Here is a 16,533-nt window from a genome sequence, read left to right on the forward strand (position 1 = left end):
ACGCGATGCTAACACCTGTCCACAAATATGGACACATGAAAACGTATCATCATCTTTTCGCCCGGGTGCGGGAGCGGTGGCTGGACTGTCGCAACCGCCTGCTCGCCGATCCGCGCGTCCAGCACGCGGCGCAGCGCTTTCCGCTCAGCCGGCCGATCGCGCGTCGCCGCGCGGGCGCGCTGTTCGATCTGGTCGCAGGGTTCACCTATTCGCAGATCCTTGCCGCCTGCGTCGAAACCGGGCTGCTGGCACTGCTGGCCCGCGGCCCGGCGGACGCGCAGACGATCGCGGCGCAGCTCGACCTGCCGGTGGCGGGCGCCGAACGGCTGTTGCGCGGGGCGGCGGCGCTGCGGCTCGTCGAGCCGTGCGGGGCGGACTGGGCGCTTGGCAGCGACGGCGCGGCGCTGCTCGGCAATCCTGGGATCACCGCGATGATCGCGCATCACCGTCTGCTCTATGCCGATCTGGCCGATCCCGTCGCGCTGCTGCGGCGTGGGGGCGGGGGCGGGGCGGTGTCGGATCACTGGCATTATGCCGAGTCGGCGGGGCAGGGCGATGCCGCCGCGGTCTCTGCCTATTCGACGTTGATGGCGGCCTCGCAACCGATGGTCGCAAGCCAGACACTCGCGGCCTATCGGTTCGACCGGCATCGTCGCGTGCTTGACGTCGGCGGTGGCGAGGGGGCGTTTCTCTGCGCGCTCGGGGCGCGGTTCGCGACGCCCGGTCTCGGGCTGTTCGACCTGCCCGCGGTGACCGAGCGCGCGCGCGGGCGGTTCGACTCGGCGGGGCTGGGGACGCGCGCGACGCTGCACGGCGGCGATTTTCTCGCGGATCCGCTCCCCGAGGGCTATGATCTGATCACGCTGGTGCGCGTCCTGCATGATCATGACGACGCGGTGGCGCTGACGTTGCTGCGTCGTATCCATGCCGCGCTGCCCCCCGGCGGGACTTTGCTGATCGCCGAACCGATGGCGCAGACGCCCGGTGCGGAGCGGTCCGGCGATGCGTATTTCGGCTTCTACCTGCTCGCCATGGGCACCGGGCGACCGCGCAGTGTCGCGGAGATCCGCGCGATGCTGCACGCCGCTGGCTTCGGCCAGGTCCGCACCCGGCGCACCGCGCTGCCGCTCATCGCCTGTGTGATCACCGCGACACGATAATGTGTCCAATCAAGTTGACAACCTTATCTGTCTAGAGCAGATTACGGCCATGATCTGATGGAGGACGGAGCGGTGGGCAACGGACGTATGGACGCACTGGCGGTCATACTGGAAGCGCCGGAAAGGCTTGCGCTCCGCACGCTGTCGCTCACGCCGATGGGCGATGCCGATCTGTGCGTCGAGATCGACTGGAGCGGGATCAGCACCGGCACCGAACGGCTGCTGTGGAGCGGTCGGATGCCCGAATTTCCCGGTATGGGCTATCCGCTGGTCCCGGGATATGAATCGGTCGGGCGGATCGTCGATGCCGGTGTCGATGCGCGCGCGCGGATCGGCGAATATGTCTTCGTCCCCGGCGCCAATTGCTATCGCCAGGCGCGCGGCTTGTTCGGAGGGGCAGCCCGGCGCGTGATCCTGCCCGGTGCGCGCGCGGTGCCGATCGATGCGACTCTCGGGCGCAACGGCGTGCTGCTCGCACTCGCCGCCACCGCGCACCACGCGATCGCGGTCGGCGGCGCGCCCGACCTGATCGTCGGTCACGGCATATTAGGACAGCTGATCGCGCGGATCGCGGTCGCCTCGGGGGCGGGTGCGCCGACGGTGTGGGAGGTCCAGCCGGCGCGTCGGATCGGGTCCGGCTACCGCGTGATCGACCCGGCCGACGACGAGCGCTGCGACTATCGCACGATCTGCGACGCGAGCGGGACCGCCGATATCCTCGACCTCGCCTTCGCGCGGCTCGGCAAGGGCGGCGAGGTGGTGCTGGCCGGCTTCTACGATCGGCTGTACTTCGCCTTCCCGCCGGCATTCCTGCGCGAGGCGCGGATGCGGGTCGCGGCCGAATTCACCCCTGCGGACATCGCCGCGGTGCTCGCGCTGATCGAGACCGGGCTGCTCGAGCTCGACGGCCTGATCAGCCACACCAGACCGGCCGGCGAGGCGATGGACGCCTATCCGCAGGCCTTCACCGACCCCGATTGCGTCAAGATGGTCCTCGACTGGAGAGCGCTATGAGCATGTTCGATCCCGGACCCCTGCGCGGCGAGGCCGAACAGGAGCCGGATCCGGTCCCGACCGGCCCGGTCACCAAGGACACGCAGATCATCGCGATCTACGGCAAGGGCGGCAGCGGCAAGTCGTTCGCGCTGGCGAACCTCAGCTACATGATGGCGCAGCAGGGCAAGCGCGTGCTGCTGATCGGCTGCGATCCCAAGAGCGATACCACCTCACTGCTGTTCGGCGGCAAGTCGACCCCGACGATCATCGAGACCAGCTCGCGCAAGAAGCTCGCGGGCGAGGAGATCGGGATCGAGGACGTCTGCTTCCAGCGCGACGGGGTGTTCGCGATGGAACTGGGCGGCCCGGAGGTCGGGCGCGGCTGCGGCGGGCGCGGGATCATCCACGGGTTCGAGACGCTCGAGAAACTCGGGTTCCACGAATGGGGCTTCGACTATGTCCTGCTCGACTTCCTGGGCGACGTGGTGTGCGGCGGCTTCGGCCTGCCGATCGCGCGCGACATGTGCCAGAAGGTGATCGTCGTCGCGTCGAACGACCTGCAGTCGCTCTATGTCGCGAACAACGTCTGCAAGGCGGTCGAATATTTCCGCAAGATGGGCGGCAATGTCGGCGTCGCGGGGATGATCCTCAACAAGGACGACGGCACGGGCGAGGCGCAGGCGTTCGCCGCCGCGGTCGGCATCCCGGTGCTGACCGCGATCCCCGCGAACGAGGACATCCGCAAGAAGAGCGCGAACTACCAGATCATCGGCAAGCCCGGCGGGCAATGGGCGAGCCTGTTCGAGGAGCTTGCGGTCAATGTCGCCGAAGCCCCGCCGCTGCGTCCGACACCGCTCGACCAGGACGGGTTGCTCGGGCTGTTCTCGGCGGATGTGACGGGCGCGGATTATGCGCTGAAGCCTGCGAGCCAGGCGGACATGCGCGGGGTGGCCTATGTGGCCAAGCCGACGCTCGAGGTCGTGTACGATGCCGTCTGAGCTGGGCCTTGATCCTTCTGCTTCGAAGCCCCTCCCCTTCAGGGGAGGGGTTGGGGGTGGGGCCGTGCCCGACCGAGTGCGGGACGTAATTATGAACGTCCCCACCCCCAGCCCCTCCCCTGAAGGGGAGGGGAGCAGTTGCGCCAGCGGCACTACCCTGCGCGAAGCCGCAGAGCTCGCGGGAAAATCCGACATCCTCGCGCGCTACGACGCCGACTACCCAAAAGGCCCGCACGACCAGCCGCAATCCATGTGCCCAGCCTTCGGATCGCTCCGCGTTGGCCTTCGCATGCGCCGCACCGCGACCGTCCTCTCGGGTTCGGCGTGCTGCGTCTACGGCCTGACCTTCACCTCGCATTTCTACGGTGCGAAACGCAGCGTCGGCTATGTGCCCTTCTCGTCCGAGACGCTGGTGACCGGCAAATTGTTCGAGGACATCCGCGACGCGGTCCACCAGCTCGCCGATCCGGCTTTGTACGACACGATCATCGTGACCAATCTCTGCGTGCCGACCGCGTCGGGCGTGCCGCTGCAATTGCTCCCCGACCAGATCAATGGCGTGCGGATCATCGGGATCGACGTTCCCGGTTTCGGCGTGCCGACGCATGCCGAGGCGAAGGACGTGCTGGCGGGGGCGATGCTCGCCTATGCGCGCAAGGAGGCCGAGAGCGGCCCCGTCGCCGCGCCAAAGCAACGACCGGACCGGCCGAGCGTGACTCTCCTTGGCGAGATGTTCCCCGCTGACCCGCCAGGAATCGGGCTATTGCTCGAACCGCTGGGGCTTGCGGCCGGCCCGGTCGTCCCGATCCGCGAATGGCGCGAGCTCTATGCGGCGCTCGATTGCGCGGTGGTGGCCGCAATACACCCCTTCTACACCGCCAGCGTGCGCGAATTTGAGGCAGCGGGGCGGACGGTGGTCGGCTCGGCGCCGGTCGGCGCGGACGGCACCGCGGCGTGGCTCGACGCGATCGGCGCGGCGTGCGGGATCGCGCAGGACAAGGTCGATGCCGCGAAGAACCGCTTCCTCCCCGCGATCCAGGGCGCACTCGCCGCGCGGCCGATCGCCGGGCGGATCACCGTGTCGGGCTATGAAGGCTCCGAACTGCTCGTCGCGCGGCTGCTGATCGAAAGCGGCGCGGACGTGCCCTATGTCGGCACCGCCTGCCCGCGCACGCCCTGGTCCGAACCCGATCGCGACTGGCTGGTGAGCCGCGGCGTGCAGGTCCAGTATCGCGCCAGCCTCGAACAGGATCTTGCCGCGGTCGACGCGTTCGGCCCCGATCTCGCGATCGGCACCACGCCGGTGGTGCAGCACGCCAAGCAGAAGGCGATCCCGGCGCTGTATTTCACCAACCTTATCTCGGCGCGGCCGCTGATGGGGCCGGCGGGGGCGGGGAGCCTTGCGCTGGTCGTCAACGCGGCGCTTGCCAACCAGGCGCGGTTCGACCGGATGACCGCGTTCTTCGACGGTGTCGGCACGGGCGCGACCGCAGGTGTGTGGGAAGACACGCCGGTCGACCGGCCCGAATTCAAGGCGAAATACGCCGCCAAACGCATCGCTGCGGCGAAGGCCGAAGAAAGCGTCGGGGTATGACCCTCATCCTCGATCATGACCGCGCGGGCGGCTATTGGGGGGCGGTCTATGCCTTCACCGCGATCAAGGGATTGCAGGTGATCATCGACGGGCCGGTGGGGTGCGAGAATCTCCCGGTCACCTCGGTGCTCCATTATACAGACGCGCTGCCGCCGCACGAACTGCCGATCGTCGTCACGGGCCTTGGCGAACAGGAGCTCGGGCGCGACGGCACCGAAGGCGCGATGAAGCGCGCCTGGGCGACGCTCGACCCGGACCTGCCCGCGGTGGTGGTGACAGGGTCGATCGCCGAGATGATCGGCGGCGGCGTCACGCCCGAGGGCACCAACATCCAGCGCTTCCTGCCGCGCACGATCGACGAGGATCAATGGCAGTCGGGCGACCGCGCGTTGACCTGGCTGTGGACGCAGTTCGGCCCGAAGAAAGTGCCCGCGCCGCGTCCGCTCAAGGACGGCGAGCGCCCCAGGGTCAACATCATCGGGCCGATGTACGGCAGCTTCAACATGCCCTCCGATCTCGCCGAGATCCGCCGCCTGATCGAGGGGATCGGCGCGACTGTGGGCATGGTCTTCCCGCTCGGCAGCCATCTCGCCGATGTCCGCAAGCTCGCCGACGCACAGGTCAATGTCTGCCTGTACCGCGAGTTCGGACGCGGGCTGTGCGAGATGCTCGAGCGCCCGTATCTGCAGGCGCCGATCGGGCTGGAGAGCACGACGCTGTTCCTCCGCAAACTCGGCGAGTTGCTCGGGCTCGATCCCGAGCCGTTCATCGCGCGCGAGAAGCACACGACGATCAAGCCGCTCTGGGATCTCTGGCGCTCGGTCACGCAGGATTTCTTCGGCACCGCGAGCTTCGGCATCGTCGCGACCGAAACCTATGCGCGGGGTATTCGCAACTTCCTCGAAACCGACATGGGACTGCCGTGCCATTTCGCGTTCGCGCGCTCGGCGGGGGGCAAGCCCGACAATCAGGCGGTGATCGACGCGATCCGCACGAATCCGCCGCTGATCGTGTTCGGCAGCTTCAACGAGCGGATGTACATGGCCGAGGCCGGCGCGCGGGGCGTCTATATCCCGGCGAGCTTCCCCGGCGCGGTGATCCGCCGGCACACCGGTACGCCGTTCATGGGCTATGCCGGCGCGACCTATCTGATCCAGGAAGTGTGCAACGCGCTGTTCGACGCGCTTTTCCACATCCTTCCGCTCGCGGGGCAGCTCGATCAGGTCGAGGCGACGCCGGCGCGGATCGAGCGCGACGTGGCCTGGGACGACGATGCCAAGGCCGCGCTCGACGCGGTGATCGAGCGCGAACCGGTGCTGGTGCGGATCTCCGCCGCCAAGCGCATCCGCGACGCGGCCGAACGCGGCGCGCGCCGCGCGGGCGAAGCGTCGATCGGCACGGACCGCCTCGCGCACGCAATCACCGAAAGCCGCGGGCGATGACCCCGGCACTGCCTTTCCCGTCCGGCCCGACCGGTGCCGATGCGGGTGACCCCTTCCTCGCGGGCATCCGGTCCGCGTGGATCCAGGGAGCGCGATTCACGCTCCCCTTCTCCTCGGGAACAACGGAGACGTCATCATGAGCGACCTGAGAGACAAGGACGAGAGGATGGGGCTTGGCACCTACCTCACGCCCGAAGAGGCCAAGGAATTTCACAAGCTGTTCATCACCAGCTTCCTGATCTTCACCGTCGTCGCGGTCATCGCGCATTTCCTGGTGTGGAACTGGCGCCCCTGGTTTTGAGCCGCACGCCCTAATCGCAAACCAATGAGAGGAACCACGTCATGTGGAGAATCTGGCTGATCTTCGATCCGCGGCGTTCGCTCGTCGCTCTGTTCACGTTCCTGCTGGTGCTGGCATTGCTGATCCACTTCATCCTGCTCAGCACCGATCGCTTCAACTGGCTCGATGGCCCGCACAAAGCGCCCGCCGTCACCGCGCCCGCGGGCAGTTGATGCGACGATCGGCGGTTGCGGAGGACGGGGGCAGACCGAACCCGTCCTCCCATACCCCCTGGCTCCACCGCAGTCCCGACCCCGGCTGATCGGCACGGGGTGATGGGACGGCGTGACGGGATGCCGTGACGAAACGGGGAAACGGAGACGTGCCATGGCGCTGTTGAGCTTCGAGCGAAAATACCGGGTGCGCGGCGGGACGCTGCTTGGCGGCGACCTGTTCGACTTCTGGGTCGGGCCCTTTTACGTCGGGTTCTTCGGCGTCACGACCGCGATCTCCGCGCTGCTCGGCACGTTGCTGATCTTCTACGCCGCCTCGCTCGGGCCGAGCTGGAATCCCTGGCTGATCAGCATCGCGCCGCCCGACATCGCCTATGGTCTGGGGCTGGCGCCGTTGCGCGAGGGCGGGTTCTGGCAGGTCATCACGATCTGCGCGATCGTGGCCTTCGTGTCCTGGGCGCTGCGCGAGGTCGAGATCTGCAACAAGCTCGGCATGGGCTATCACGTGCCCTTTGCCTATGGCTTTGCGATCTTCGCCTATGTCTCGCTGGTCGTCGTCCGGCCGTGGCTGCTCGGTGCGTGGGGCTTCGGCTTTCCGTACGGGATCTTCAGCCATCTCGATTGGGTGTCGAACACCGGCTACCAATATCTCCACTTCCACTACAATCCGGCGCACATGCTCGCGGTGAGCTTCTTCTTCACGACCGGGGGCGCGCTGGCGTTCCACGGCGCGCTGGTGCTGTCCGCGGTCAACCCGGCGGAGGGCGAACCGGTCAAGTCGCCGGAATATGAGGACGCGTTCTTCCGCGACACGATCGGTTATTCGATCGGGACGCTCGGCATCCACCGGCTGGGCCTGTTCCTTGCGCTGTCAGCAGGGTTCTGGAGCGCGATCTGCATCATCATCTCGGGGCCGCTCTGGACGCGCGGCTGGCCCGAATGGTGGACGTGGTGGCTCAACCTGCCGATCTGGTCCTGAAGGGGGTATGGCGATGGCGCGCTATCAGAACATGTTCACCCAGGTGCAGCTGCGCGGCCCGCTCGAGGCGGGACCGCGGCTCCCCCCGGGCAGCTTCCCGCGGGTCGGCACGGGGACCTATAATTACTGGATGGGCAAGCTCGGTGCGGCCCAGATCGGTCCGATCTATCTCGGCAGGCTGGGCCTCGCCTCGCTGATCTGTGCGTTCCTGTCGTTCGAGATCATCGGGCTGAACATGGCCGCCAGCGTCAACTGGGATCCGGTCCAGTTCGCGCGCCAGCTGCCCTGGCTCGCGCTCGAGCCGCCCGGCCCGCAATGGGGGTTCAAGCTGCTGATGCCGCTTTCCGAGGGCGGCTGGTGGCAGATGGCGGGCTTCTTCATGAGCGCGTCGCTGATCCTGTGGTTCGTGCGGACGTACCTACGCGCGCGCGCGCTCGGCATGGGGACGCATGTCGCCTGGGCGTTCGCGGCGGGAATCCTGCTGATCCTGACACTCGGCTTCATCCGGCCGATGCTGATGGGCAGCTGGGCGGAGGCGGTGCCGTTCGGTATCTTCCCGCATCTCGATTGGACCGCCGCCTTTTCGATCCGCTACGGCAATTTGTTCTACAACCCGTTCCACTGCCTCTCGATCGCATTCCTCTATGGCTCGACGATGCTGTTCGCGATGCACGGCGCGACGGTGCTGGCGATCGGCCGCTATGGCGGCGAACGCGAGATCGAGCAGATCACCGACCGCGGCACCGCGTTCGAGCGTGGCGCGCTGTTCTGGCGCTGGACGATGGGGTTCAACGCAACCGCCGAGTCGATTCATCGCTGGGCCTGGTGGTTCGCGGTGCTCACCCCGCTGACGGGCGCGATCGGGATCCTGCTGACCGGGACCGTGGTCGACAACTGGTATCTCTGGGCGGTGCTGCACGGCTATGCGCCGGGTTATCCGGACACCGGCGTCGTCGATCCCGCCTTGCTCCCGGGAGGTGTACGATGACCGCATTACCCACCAAGACGCCCACCAAGACGCCCACCAAGACAATGGTACTCGGCGTGGCGCTCGTCCTGCTCGGGGGGTGCGAGATCGGCCCCAAGACAGCCACGCAGACGGGCTATCGCGGCGCCGGACTGAACCAGATCATCAACCCCAAGCTGATCGCGGCGGCCAGTGTGATACCCGAAGCGCCCTATCCGTTGCCGCCCGAGGGCGGTCCCACGGCGGGCGAGAGCTATGAGAATGTGAAGGTGCTCGCCGGGCTGGGCCGCGAACGGTTCGATCATCTGATGGCCGAGATGACCCAGTGGGTCGCGCCGCCCGAACAGGGGTGCAATTACTGCCACAACCCGGAAAACATGGCGTCGGACGAGAAATACACCAAGATCGTCGCGCGCCGGATGCTGCAGATGACTCAGGCGATCAACGGTCGCTGGGCGAGCCATGTCAAGCAGACCGGGGTGACCTGTTACACCTGCCATCGCGGCAATGCGGTGCCCGCGTATAAATGGGCGATCGCCGAGGGGACCCCCGAGCCCGGCAAGGTGCTGGGCAACCGGCATGGCCAGAACGCGCCGAACCCGAATGTCGGCTATGCGTCGCTGCCCTATGATCCGTTTGCCGAATATCTCGGCGGCCGGGCGCAGATCCGGGTCGCCAGCAGCAGCGCGTTCCCGAACGCCAACCACATCGTCTCGATCAAGGCGGCGGAGAAATCCTATGGGCTGATGATGCATGTCAGCGGCGCGCTGGGGGTCAATTGCACCTATTGCCACAACAGCCAGTCGTTCCGTTCGTGGAACCTCAGCAGTGCGCAGCGGGGCACGGCCTATTACGGTATCCGCATGGTCCGCGACATCAACCAGACCTACATCACACCGCTGCAACCGATCTTCCCGGCCAGTCGCAAGGGGCCGCATGGCGATCCCTACAAGGTGAACTGCACCACCTGTCACCAGGGCATCAACAAGCCGCTGGGCGGGGTCAGCATGATCGACCAGGCGCCGATCCTGAGGGGCGCGTTGATCGCCCGCGCGGTGCCCGAGGGTGGACCGGGCGCCGGCGTCGCGGTGCCGGCCGCCTTTTCCCGGCCGGCGGCGATGACGGACGCAAAGTGATGCGATCCGCGCCGCCGGGGGCGCGGATCCCACTGCTATCGGCCGGGCGGGCCTGACGATGCACAATCACCCGTTGCGCGCCGCGCTGGCCGAGGAGATGCATCTTCGGCGACTGCCGCGCTTCGCCGCGCCGTGCCGGCTGGTGCAGATCGTGACCGTGCTCGAGGAGGCGGTGGCGGACGCGGCACGCGCGCATATCGCGACGCTGGCCGAGCAGAGCCGCGAGATCGTCCCCGTCGCGGGGAAATACGGCGTGCTGGGCCTGGGGCCGGTGACACTGGTGTGGGAGCGCCATACGGAATTCGCGACCTACACGCTGTTGCGCGGCGGTGCGGGCGAGGCCGAGGCTGGGGCAGAAGCCGGGGCCGGGGCCGCCGCCGGCACGCCGTCGCGATACGCGCCGTCGCTGTTCGATCCCGGCCCGTTCGAGCCCGCGCTGTCGGCGATATTCAAGGACCTGCCCGGTGCGATCATCCGGGCGACGCAGATCGCGCTGGTGCCGCGCACGGCGGGCGATCCGACGCCCGACGATCTCGAACGCTGGTTCGCGTCGGAAGCGACGATCCTGTGCGATGTCGCGGACGGCGCAGGGCGGATCGTGTCTGATTTCCGGCTCAACCCCGACGGCTATGGCCGGCTGCTCGTGCTCGACCGAGGCCTCGAGCGGGACGAACCCGCGCAACTCGTCATGCGCCTTCAGGAACTGGGCAATTACCGGAACATGGCGCTGCTCGGCCTGCCGCTGGCGCAGCGCCTGACGCCGAGCGTTTCGGACCTGGAATCGCGTCTGGCGCATCTGACCCAGGCGGTCTCCGAACGGACATCCGAAGACGACCGGCTGCTCGACGAGCTGACCTACCTGTCCGCCCGGCTTGCCCGGCTCGTCGCCGAGACACGCTATCGGATGAGTGCGACGCGCGCCTATGCGCAATTGAGCACCGACCGTCTCGCCAGCCTGCGGATCGGCGGGGTGCGCGGCTATCAGACACTGGGCGATTTTACCGAACGGCGGCTGGTGCCGGCGGTCCGGACCTGCGATTCCTTCTCGGCCCGGCTCGAGGATCTGTCGCAGCGCGCGGCCTGGACGAGCGAGCTGCTGCGGACGCGGATCGACATCGCGCTCAGCAAGCAGAATCGCGACCTCCTTTTGTCGATGGACCGTCGCGCGACGGTGCAGCTGCGGCTGCAACAGACGGTCGAGGGGCTCTCCGTCGTCGCGATCAGCTATTATCTGGTGTCGCTCATCGGCTATCTGCTGACGGCCATTCCGGGCGTCCATCATGACGTCGCCACCGCAGCGGCGGTGCCCGTGGTGATCGCGCTTGTCGCGCTGGGGCGCTGGCGGATGCACAAACACCTGGCGGCGTGACGCCCGCCGGCACCGGAGGCGGTCCCGTGCCGTCGGCGCCCCTTAGACGCCGACGGCACCGGGTCAGGCCGCCATCGCCCGCCGCGCCAGCGCGCATTGCGACCATATCTCGCTGAGCGCGGTCACCAGCGTGTCGATATCCGCATCGCTATGCACCGGCGACGGCGTCAGCCTGAGCCGTTCCGTGCCGACGGGGACGGTCGGGTAGTTGATCGGCTGGACGTAGATGCCGTGATGTTCGAGCAGCCAGTCGCTGATCCGTTTGCACTTGTGCGCATCGCCGACCATCACCGGGATGATATGGCTTGGATTGTCGACCGTGGGAATCCCGGCCGCATCGAGCCGGCGGCGCACGGTCGCGACGCGATCGCGGTGCCGCGCACGCTCGACCTGGCTCACCTTGAGGTGGCGGATGCTCGCGGTCGCGCCCGCGGCGAGCGCGGGGGGGAGGGCGGTGGTGAAGATGAAGCCGCTAGCGAAGCTGCGGACGAAATCGCACAGCGCCGCCGACGCCGCGATATAGCCGCCCATCACGCCAAAGGCCTTCCCGAGCGTACCCTCGATCACCGTGACGCGGTCCATAAGCCCCTCGCGCTCGGCGACGCCGCCGCCACGCGGACCGTAGAGACCGACCCCGTGCACCTCGTCGAGATAGGACAAGGCGCCATGCGCCTCGCACACATCGAGCAGCTCGGCGATCGGCGCGATGTCGCCGTCCATCGAATAGACGCTTTCAAAGGCGACGATCTTGGGCCGCGACGGATCGAGTTGCGACAGTCGGCGATCGAGATCCTCAGGGTCGTTGTGCGTGAAGACCTGCACCTCGGCGCGGCTGTGGCGGATGCCCTCAATCATCGACGCATGGTTGAGCGCGTCGGACAGGATGACACAACCGGGCAGCCGCGCGCCGAGCGTGCCCAGCGCGGCCCAGTTCGAGACATAGCCCGAGGTGAAGAGCAACGCCGCCTCCTTGGCGTGAAGATCGGCCAGTTCGGCCTCGAGCAGCACATGGCTGTGCGTCGTCCCCGAGATGTTGCGCGTCCCGCCCGCGCCCGCGCCGCACCGGTCGATCGTCGCATGCATCGCCTCGAGCACCGCGGGATGCTGGCCCATGCCGAGATAATCGTTCGAGCACCACACCGTCACCGGTCGCCGGGTCCGGCGGATGACCTGTTCGGCGGCGGGAAAGGCGCCCGCGGTGCGCTCGAGCTCGGCAAACACCCGGTAGCGCCCATCGTCGCGGAGCGCCGCGAGTTCGCCTTCGAAAAATGCCTCATAATCCATGCGATCGTCCCCGTCCGTCGGTGATGGCGGCCTGTGCCGCTCGTGTGGAGGAAGCGGCCCAGCGCCAGAGGCGCGCATCGCGCATCGGCAGGACCAGAAACAGATGCTCGACGAGCCCGAGAACCGCCAGCCCCGCGAGCAGCGTACCCGCGGCCGCAGCGCCGCTGCCGGCGGGGGCGGCCTCTGCGACCGTCCAGGCCCAGGCGGCGGTTGCGCCACTGGCGAGGATCGAGACCGGGAACAGCGCGTTCAGCCGGCGCTTGCGAAAATAGCTTTTGAGATAAGCCAGATGCGCGGGAAACACCTCGTCGCTGAGATTGGGCACGCCCAGATACAGGTTGAACTTGGCGGATAGCCGCAACACGAACAGCAGCAGGAAGGTGAGCGGCGCGGCCTGGTTCGGTCCGCCCCAGCTGACCGCGAAGAGCAGGATCGCGGTCGCGGCGATCGCGAGCTCGTGATGGATCACGGTGGCGGTCGCGGCGCGGAAGCGGGGCCAGCCGGTCGCGTCGGGCGGACATTCGGTCCGACGCGGACCCGCGACCGCCCCCATGAGGAAGCTCATTTCGTGCCACCCCCAGATCAGGATCGCCGCCGCGAACCCGGTATAGGCGGCACCGGCGCTCGCCTCGTTGGCGATCGACCCGACCAGCGCGACCGCGGCGATCGCGACCAGGCCGGCTAGCGTCAGGCTGGTGCGGAACGTCGCCGCCGGGCGGCTGTCGAGCCAGACCACGGCGGCCGTCCCGATAAACCACATCAGCAGCGCGAAAAGCAGCGGGGGGATGCTCACCACGCCGGGACCAGCCGCACCGTCGCGGGCGCGGTGTTGCGCTTGACCGGCGTGAGATACAGCCAGGCAAAGCTGACGGCGGCGGTCGCGGTCAGGCCGAGGCGCTGGATCCCCCCGACCACCCCGCCGCGCGCCTTGGCCGCGTCGATCGCCCCCGCAATCCGCCGCATCCGCTCGAGCCCGGCGCGGAAGCGCGGGCTGTCGGTGTCGAGCACGACGGGGAACACCTGCCGCGTGATCGCCGAGCAGATCGCGAAGACGCGCATGTCATAGTCGGTCGGGTCGATCCCCAGCGCCTTGTGGAAGGCGGGCCGGTTGTGATCGCGCACGTACATGGTCGCATAGACCGCGACGAGGAAGAAGCGGATCCACCATTGGTTGACGCCGCGCAGCAGCTTCGGATCGGTGCGCATCAGGATCGCAAAGGCATCGCCGTGGCGGAACTCGTCATTGCACCAAAGTTCGAACCAGTCGAAGATCGGGTGGAAGCGCAGTTCGGGATGCTGGGCGAGGTGGCGGTAGATGGTGATGTAGCGCGAATAGCCGATCTTCTCGCTGAGATAGGTCGCGTAGAAGATGAATTTCGGCCGGAAATAGGTGTATTTCTTCGTCCGCGTCAGGAAGCCGAGATCGACGCCGATGCCTGCATCCTTGAGCGTGTCGTTGATGAAGCCGGCATGGCGGCTCTCGTCGCGGCTCATCAACTTGAACAGCTGTTTGACGTCGGGGTTGGTCACGCGCTTGGCGATCTCGGCATAGAGGATGCAGCCGGAGAATTCGGCGGTCAGCGAACTGACGAGGAAATCGGTAAATTCTTCGCGCAGCCCGTCGGGGAGGCTTTCGATCACGCCGTCGAATGCGGCGGTGCGCTTGAAGTGCAGGCGGTTGGGGTCGCTCGCCATCTCGCCGATCAGCGCATCCCATTCGCCGCGCACCGCCGAGACGTCGATCCGGTCCATCGCCGCGAAATCCGTGGTGTAGAAGCGGGGCGACAGGACGGTGTCCGCGCGGGCGATCGCGAGTGTATCGGGCAGGGGCGTATCGGGCAGGGGGGCGAACGCCGCGTCGAGCGGTGCGGGGGCGAGGGTGGTGATCCTGTTCATGCTATCGTCCGATCCGAAAAGCTGACCTCGTATAATTCCGTCATCGCGAAATGGCCGGCGAACTGCGTCCAGAGCCGCCCGGCCAGACCCGCGCGTTCGACCGTTGCGATCCGGTCGACCACGCAGCGCTCGCCGAAACCGACCCGGATCGGTGCGCCGTGCACGCGGACCCGGTCGCCGGGCCCGATCGCGACATCGCCCGCCAGCACGACATGCGCGCAAAGGAACGCGTCGCTATGCTCGATCTCGACGCGGCAGGGCGTGTCGAACCGGGTGGACCGCAGCAGCGTCATGTCCCGGGCGCCTGTGCGGGCAACAGCGCGGCAAAGGTCGCGCGGTTGGTCGGGCCGAAGGCGCTGAGCTCGATCGTCCGGCCCGTCGCGGTGTCGGTCAGCGACAATTCGCCGTCGCGCCAGAGCGTCAGCGTGAAGGGGGGGCGGTCGTTGATCCCGCGCGCGCGCCGGTCGCGCGCCAATCCGCGCATCACGCCGCGGACGAACCCGGTCTTCTGCCCCGCCGCAATCACCGCCACGGTCCCGCCGCGCGCATTGCCGATCACCACCGAGCCATCGGCGCGGTCGACGAAGCGCAGGTCGCGCGACGCGAGGGGGAGGATCTTCGCCTGTTCGCGCATCAGGACGGGCGACGCCACCGGGGCGATGTTCGCGATCCGGACGATGCTCGTGGCCGCGAGCGTGAAGGCCAGCAATGCGCCGGCACCGATGAGCGTGGTGCGCGGGACGAGGTCCGGATGGCGATGCGTGCCGCTCATGCCGCCTGCGCCTTGGCGAAGACGCTGTCGACAGAAGCATTTTGGGTTGTCTCGGAAGCCGCCAACTGCCCTGTCGGGTGCACCGTCAGGCAGGTCCGGGCGATCAGCGCGGCGACGGTCGCGGCATCGGGCACCGCACGCAGCATCGGCCGGGGCGTGACGATCCGCCAGGGTCGGGCGTGCGGCCACAAGGCGAGATAGCCGAGCTTGTAGCGGCCGGTGACCGTCAGCGGCATGTCGCCCGTCCCGTCGGCGCGCTCCGCGAGATCGACCGCGCCGATCAGCGCCAGCGGCAGGTTGATGCATTTGGGCAGCGCCATGCCGATCCGCAGCACCACACGCCGGGTGGTCAGCGTATAGAGCGTCGTCCGCGCCGCGCCCCAGGCGAGCAGGTGGAGCAGTGCGACCCCCAGCAGCCCGACGATCGCGGTCATCGCCGCTCCGACGAGGTCCCGCGGTCCGTCGATCCCCTGCCGTCCGGCCTCCGCCAGCGCCCACAGCGTCAGCACCGCAAAATAGGCCGCGACCAGCCGGGTGTGGAAGGCGGTGCGCGCGAGCACCCGCCAGTCGGGTGATCCCTGCCACAGGATCCGCTCACCCGGCGGTGGCACCCCGGGAAGGCCGGGGATCGGTTCGACGTCATGCTCGGTCACAGCAGCGGCTCCTGACGTGCGGGCGTGGCATAGAGATAGCCGCCACCGAAATAGGCCTGGACCCGCTCCTCCTCGTAGAGCGTGATCCGGTCGGCGGCCTCGATCGGCGGCACGTCGGCGAACTGGCTGGCGAGCAGCGCGTCGATGACGACGCGGCGGCGGCGGCGATCGACCTTGGCCATCATCATCGGCGCGAGCACCGCGCGGTCGCCGACCGACACCTGCATGTAGCGGATCAGCCGGTCGGCGCGGTCGATCCACAGATCGTCGATCGTCCCGGCGATCTCGCCATCCGCGCCCAGCATCGGCCATCCCAGCAGGTCGGGATCGCCGACCGCGACCGCATAGTCCGACGCCACGCTGAGCGGGACGATCCGCGGATGCCCCTCCATGTCGAGATCGGGATGCCGCGCGCGCTCGGCCCAGGCGGCGGGACCGATGCCGTCGACAAGCGGGTTGCCGGTCGGCGCATAGGGCGCGCCCGCAAACCGGTCGGTGCGCCGCGCGGCGATGTCGACGGGCTCGCGCCCCTGGGTCGGCGCCGTGACGCGGCCGCGACCGAAGGGCAGCAGGAACGACTTGGTCGAGGCGGTGTGCAGCGGGCCGCCGACCGTATCGAGCCGGCCGGTCAGTTCGTCCTCGAGCGGATAGCCCTCGCGACGGTCCTCGCGGCGCAGGTAGAAGACGAGCACGAGGAAGAACAAGGCGAACGCCCAGAGGACCAGGAGCGCGACGTCGATGCCGGATGTCAGATGCGGGTTCATGATCGTCCCT

General features: G+C 68.0%; 18 protein-coding genes. 11 read left to right on the forward strand and 7 right to left on the reverse strand.

The genetic code is table 11. From position 1 onward, the window contains the following. Positions 1 to 35: 35 nt before the first annotated feature. The 11 genes from J3A66_RS17720 to J3A66_RS17770 all read left to right on the forward strand — a co-directional run bounded on the left by J3A66_RS17720 (position 36) and on the right by J3A66_RS17770 (position 11,154). A complete protein-coding gene (locus tag J3A66_RS17720) occupies positions 36 to 1,160 on the forward strand; it encodes a methyltransferase (RefSeq protein WP_209570260.1) in 1,125 nt (374 codons plus the stop codon). Between the two features lie 87 nt (positions 1,161 to 1,247). Further along, a complete protein-coding gene (gene bchC / locus J3A66_RS17725; RefSeq protein ID WP_031439809.1) occupies positions 1,248 to 2,174 on the forward strand; it encodes a chlorophyll synthesis pathway protein BchC in 927 nt (308 codons plus the stop codon). Then, on the forward strand, positions 2,171 to 3,154 hold the full coding sequence (locus J3A66_RS17730; RefSeq protein WP_031439810.1) for a chlorophyllide a reductase iron protein subunit X: 984 nt from the start codon (positions 2,171 to 2,173) through the stop codon (positions 3,152 to 3,154). The genes bchC and J3A66_RS17730 overlap by 4 nt, the downstream gene beginning before the upstream one ends. Before the next feature lie 91 nt (positions 3,155 to 3,245). Then, on the forward strand, positions 3,246 to 4,748 hold the full coding sequence (bchY, locus tag J3A66_RS17735; RefSeq protein WP_209570261.1) for a chlorophyllide a reductase subunit Y: 1,503 nt from the start codon (positions 3,246 to 3,248) through the stop codon (positions 4,746 to 4,748). Continuing rightward, the gene (gene bchZ, locus J3A66_RS17740; RefSeq protein ID WP_209570262.1) at positions 4,745 to 6,190 is read left to right on the forward strand and encodes a chlorophyllide a reductase subunit Z; all 1,446 of its coding nucleotides are present in this window, start codon (positions 4,745 to 4,747) and stop codon (positions 6,188 to 6,190) included. The genes bchY and bchZ overlap by 4 nt, the downstream gene beginning before the upstream one ends. Positions 6,191 to 6,326: 136 nt before the next feature. Beyond that, a complete protein-coding gene (pufB, locus tag J3A66_RS17745) occupies positions 6,327 to 6,491 on the forward strand; it encodes a light-harvesting antenna LH1, beta subunit (protein ID WP_081874172.1) in 165 nt (54 codons plus the stop codon). 41 nt (positions 6,492 to 6,532) lie between these two features. Beyond that, positions 6,533 to 6,703 carry a light-harvesting antenna LH1, alpha subunit gene (pufA, locus tag J3A66_RS17750; RefSeq protein ID WP_081874173.1) on the forward strand — a complete coding sequence of 57 codons (171 nt, stop codon included), beginning with the start codon at positions 6,533 to 6,535 and terminating at the stop codon, positions 6,701 to 6,703. Between the two features lie 154 nt (positions 6,704 to 6,857). Next, complete coding sequence (gene pufL, locus J3A66_RS17755) at positions 6,858 to 7,682, forward strand: photosynthetic reaction center subunit L (RefSeq protein ID WP_031439813.1); 825 nt, start codon at positions 6,858 to 6,860, stop codon at positions 7,680 to 7,682. 13 nt (positions 7,683 to 7,695) lie between these two features. Then, positions 7,696 to 8,670, forward strand: coding sequence for a photosynthetic reaction center subunit M (gene pufM / locus J3A66_RS17760; protein WP_209570263.1), 975 nt, complete (start codon positions 7,696 to 7,698; stop codon positions 8,668 to 8,670). Then, on the forward strand, positions 8,667 to 9,785 hold the full coding sequence (pufC, locus tag J3A66_RS17765) for a photosynthetic reaction center cytochrome PufC (protein WP_245336867.1): 1,119 nt from the start codon (positions 8,667 to 8,669) through the stop codon (positions 9,783 to 9,785). The genes pufM and pufC overlap by 4 nt, the downstream gene beginning before the upstream one ends. A gap of 58 nt (positions 9,786 to 9,843) precedes the next feature. Continuing rightward, complete coding sequence (locus J3A66_RS17770) at positions 9,844 to 11,154, forward strand: DUF3422 domain-containing protein (protein ID WP_209570264.1); 1,311 nt, start codon at positions 9,844 to 9,846, stop codon at positions 11,152 to 11,154. A 63-nt stretch (positions 11,155 to 11,217) separates the two neighbouring features. On the opposite strand, the gene hemA is transcribed toward J3A66_RS17770, so the two are convergent. From hemA to puhA, 7 genes are read right to left on the reverse strand one after another with little or no spacing between them, the layout of a single operon-like run. Next, positions 11,218 to 12,438 carry a 5-aminolevulinate synthase gene (hemA, locus tag J3A66_RS17775; RefSeq protein ID WP_209570265.1) on the reverse strand — a complete coding sequence of 407 codons (1,221 nt, stop codon included), beginning with the start codon at positions 12,436 to 12,438 and terminating at the stop codon, positions 11,218 to 11,220. Then, a complete protein-coding gene (gene puhE, locus J3A66_RS17780) occupies positions 12,428 to 13,231 on the reverse strand; it encodes a putative photosynthetic complex assembly protein PuhE (RefSeq protein ID WP_209570266.1) in 804 nt (267 codons plus the stop codon). Before puhE ends, hemA begins: the two co-directional genes overlap by 11 nt. Further along, positions 13,228 to 14,334 carry a magnesium-protoporphyrin IX monomethyl ester (oxidative) cyclase gene (acsF, locus tag J3A66_RS17785; protein ID WP_209570267.1) on the reverse strand — a complete coding sequence of 369 codons (1,107 nt, stop codon included), beginning with the start codon at positions 14,332 to 14,334 and terminating at the stop codon, positions 13,228 to 13,230. Before acsF ends, puhE begins: the two co-directional genes overlap by 4 nt. Then, on the reverse strand, positions 14,331 to 14,627 hold the full coding sequence (locus J3A66_RS17790) for a hypothetical protein (RefSeq protein WP_031439820.1): 297 nt from the start codon (positions 14,625 to 14,627) through the stop codon (positions 14,331 to 14,333). Before J3A66_RS17790 ends, acsF begins: the two co-directional genes overlap by 4 nt. Then, a complete protein-coding gene (gene puhC, locus J3A66_RS17795) occupies positions 14,624 to 15,106 on the reverse strand; it encodes a photosynthetic complex assembly protein PuhC (protein WP_209570268.1) in 483 nt (160 codons plus the stop codon). Before puhC ends, J3A66_RS17790 begins: the two co-directional genes overlap by 4 nt. Beyond that, on the reverse strand, positions 15,103 to 15,759 hold the full coding sequence (puhB, locus tag J3A66_RS19490) for a photosynthetic complex putative assembly protein PuhB (RefSeq protein WP_209570269.1): 657 nt from the start codon (positions 15,757 to 15,759) through the stop codon (positions 15,103 to 15,105). The genes puhC and puhB overlap by 4 nt, the downstream gene beginning before the upstream one ends. Then, complete coding sequence (puhA, locus tag J3A66_RS17805; RefSeq protein ID WP_209570270.1) at positions 15,756 to 16,523, reverse strand: photosynthetic reaction center subunit H; 768 nt, start codon at positions 16,521 to 16,523, stop codon at positions 15,756 to 15,758. The genes puhB and puhA overlap by 4 nt, the downstream gene beginning before the upstream one ends. Between the last annotated feature and the right edge of the window lie 10 nt (positions 16,524 to 16,533).

Origin of the sequence: Sphingomonas sp. PvP018, from assembly GCF_017876865.1 — a bacterium.
In the GTDB taxonomy this organism is placed as follows: Bacteria; Pseudomonadota; Alphaproteobacteria; order Sphingomonadales; family Sphingomonadaceae; genus Sphingomonas; species Sphingomonas aerolata.

Excerpts from the sequence above, each read along its gene's own strand:
- J3A66_RS17720 (WP_209570260.1), top strand. The coding sequence starts at position 36 with ATGAAAACGTATCATCATCTTTTCGCCCGGGTGCGGGAGCGGTGGCTG.
- bchC (WP_031439809.1), top strand. The coding sequence starts at position 1,248 with ATGGACGCACTGGCGGTCATACTGGAAGCGCCGGAAAGGCTTGCGCTC.
- J3A66_RS17730 (WP_031439810.1), top strand. The coding sequence starts at position 2,171 with ATGAGCATGTTCGATCCCGGACCCCTGCGCGGCGAGGCCGAACAGGAG.
- bchY (WP_209570261.1), top strand. The coding sequence starts at position 3,246 with ATGAACGTCCCCACCCCCAGCCCCTCCCCTGAAGGGGAGGGGAGCAGT.
- bchZ (WP_209570262.1), top strand. The coding sequence starts at position 4,745 with ATGACCCTCATCCTCGATCATGACCGCGCGGGCGGCTATTGGGGGGCG.
- pufB (WP_081874172.1), top strand. The coding sequence starts at position 6,327 with ATGAGCGACCTGAGAGACAAGGACGAGAGGATGGGGCTTGGCACCTAC.
- pufA (WP_081874173.1), top strand. The coding sequence starts at position 6,533 with ATGTGGAGAATCTGGCTGATCTTCGATCCGCGGCGTTCGCTCGTCGCT.
- pufL (WP_031439813.1), top strand. The coding sequence starts at position 6,858 with ATGGCGCTGTTGAGCTTCGAGCGAAAATACCGGGTGCGCGGCGGGACG.
- pufM (WP_209570263.1), top strand. The coding sequence starts at position 7,696 with ATGGCGCGCTATCAGAACATGTTCACCCAGGTGCAGCTGCGCGGCCCG.
- pufC (WP_245336867.1), top strand. The coding sequence starts at position 8,667 with ATGACCGCATTACCCACCAAGACGCCCACCAAGACGCCCACCAAGACA.
- J3A66_RS17770 (WP_209570264.1), top strand. The coding sequence starts at position 9,844 with ATGCACAATCACCCGTTGCGCGCCGCGCTGGCCGAGGAGATGCATCTT.
- hemA (WP_209570265.1), bottom strand. The coding sequence starts at position 12,438 with ATGGATTATGAGGCATTTTTCGAAGGCGAACTCGCGGCGCTCCGCGAC.
- acsF (WP_209570267.1), bottom strand. The coding sequence starts at position 14,334 with ATGAACAGGATCACCACCCTCGCCCCCGCACCGCTCGACGCGGCGTTC.
- J3A66_RS17790 (WP_031439820.1), bottom strand. The coding sequence starts at position 14,627 with ATGACGCTGCTGCGGTCCACCCGGTTCGACACGCCCTGCCGCGTCGAG.
- puhC (WP_209570268.1), bottom strand. The coding sequence starts at position 15,106 with ATGAGCGGCACGCATCGCCATCCGGACCTCGTCCCGCGCACCACGCTC.
- puhA (WP_209570270.1), bottom strand. The coding sequence starts at position 16,523 with ATGAACCCGCATCTGACATCCGGCATCGACGTCGCGCTCCTGGTCCTC.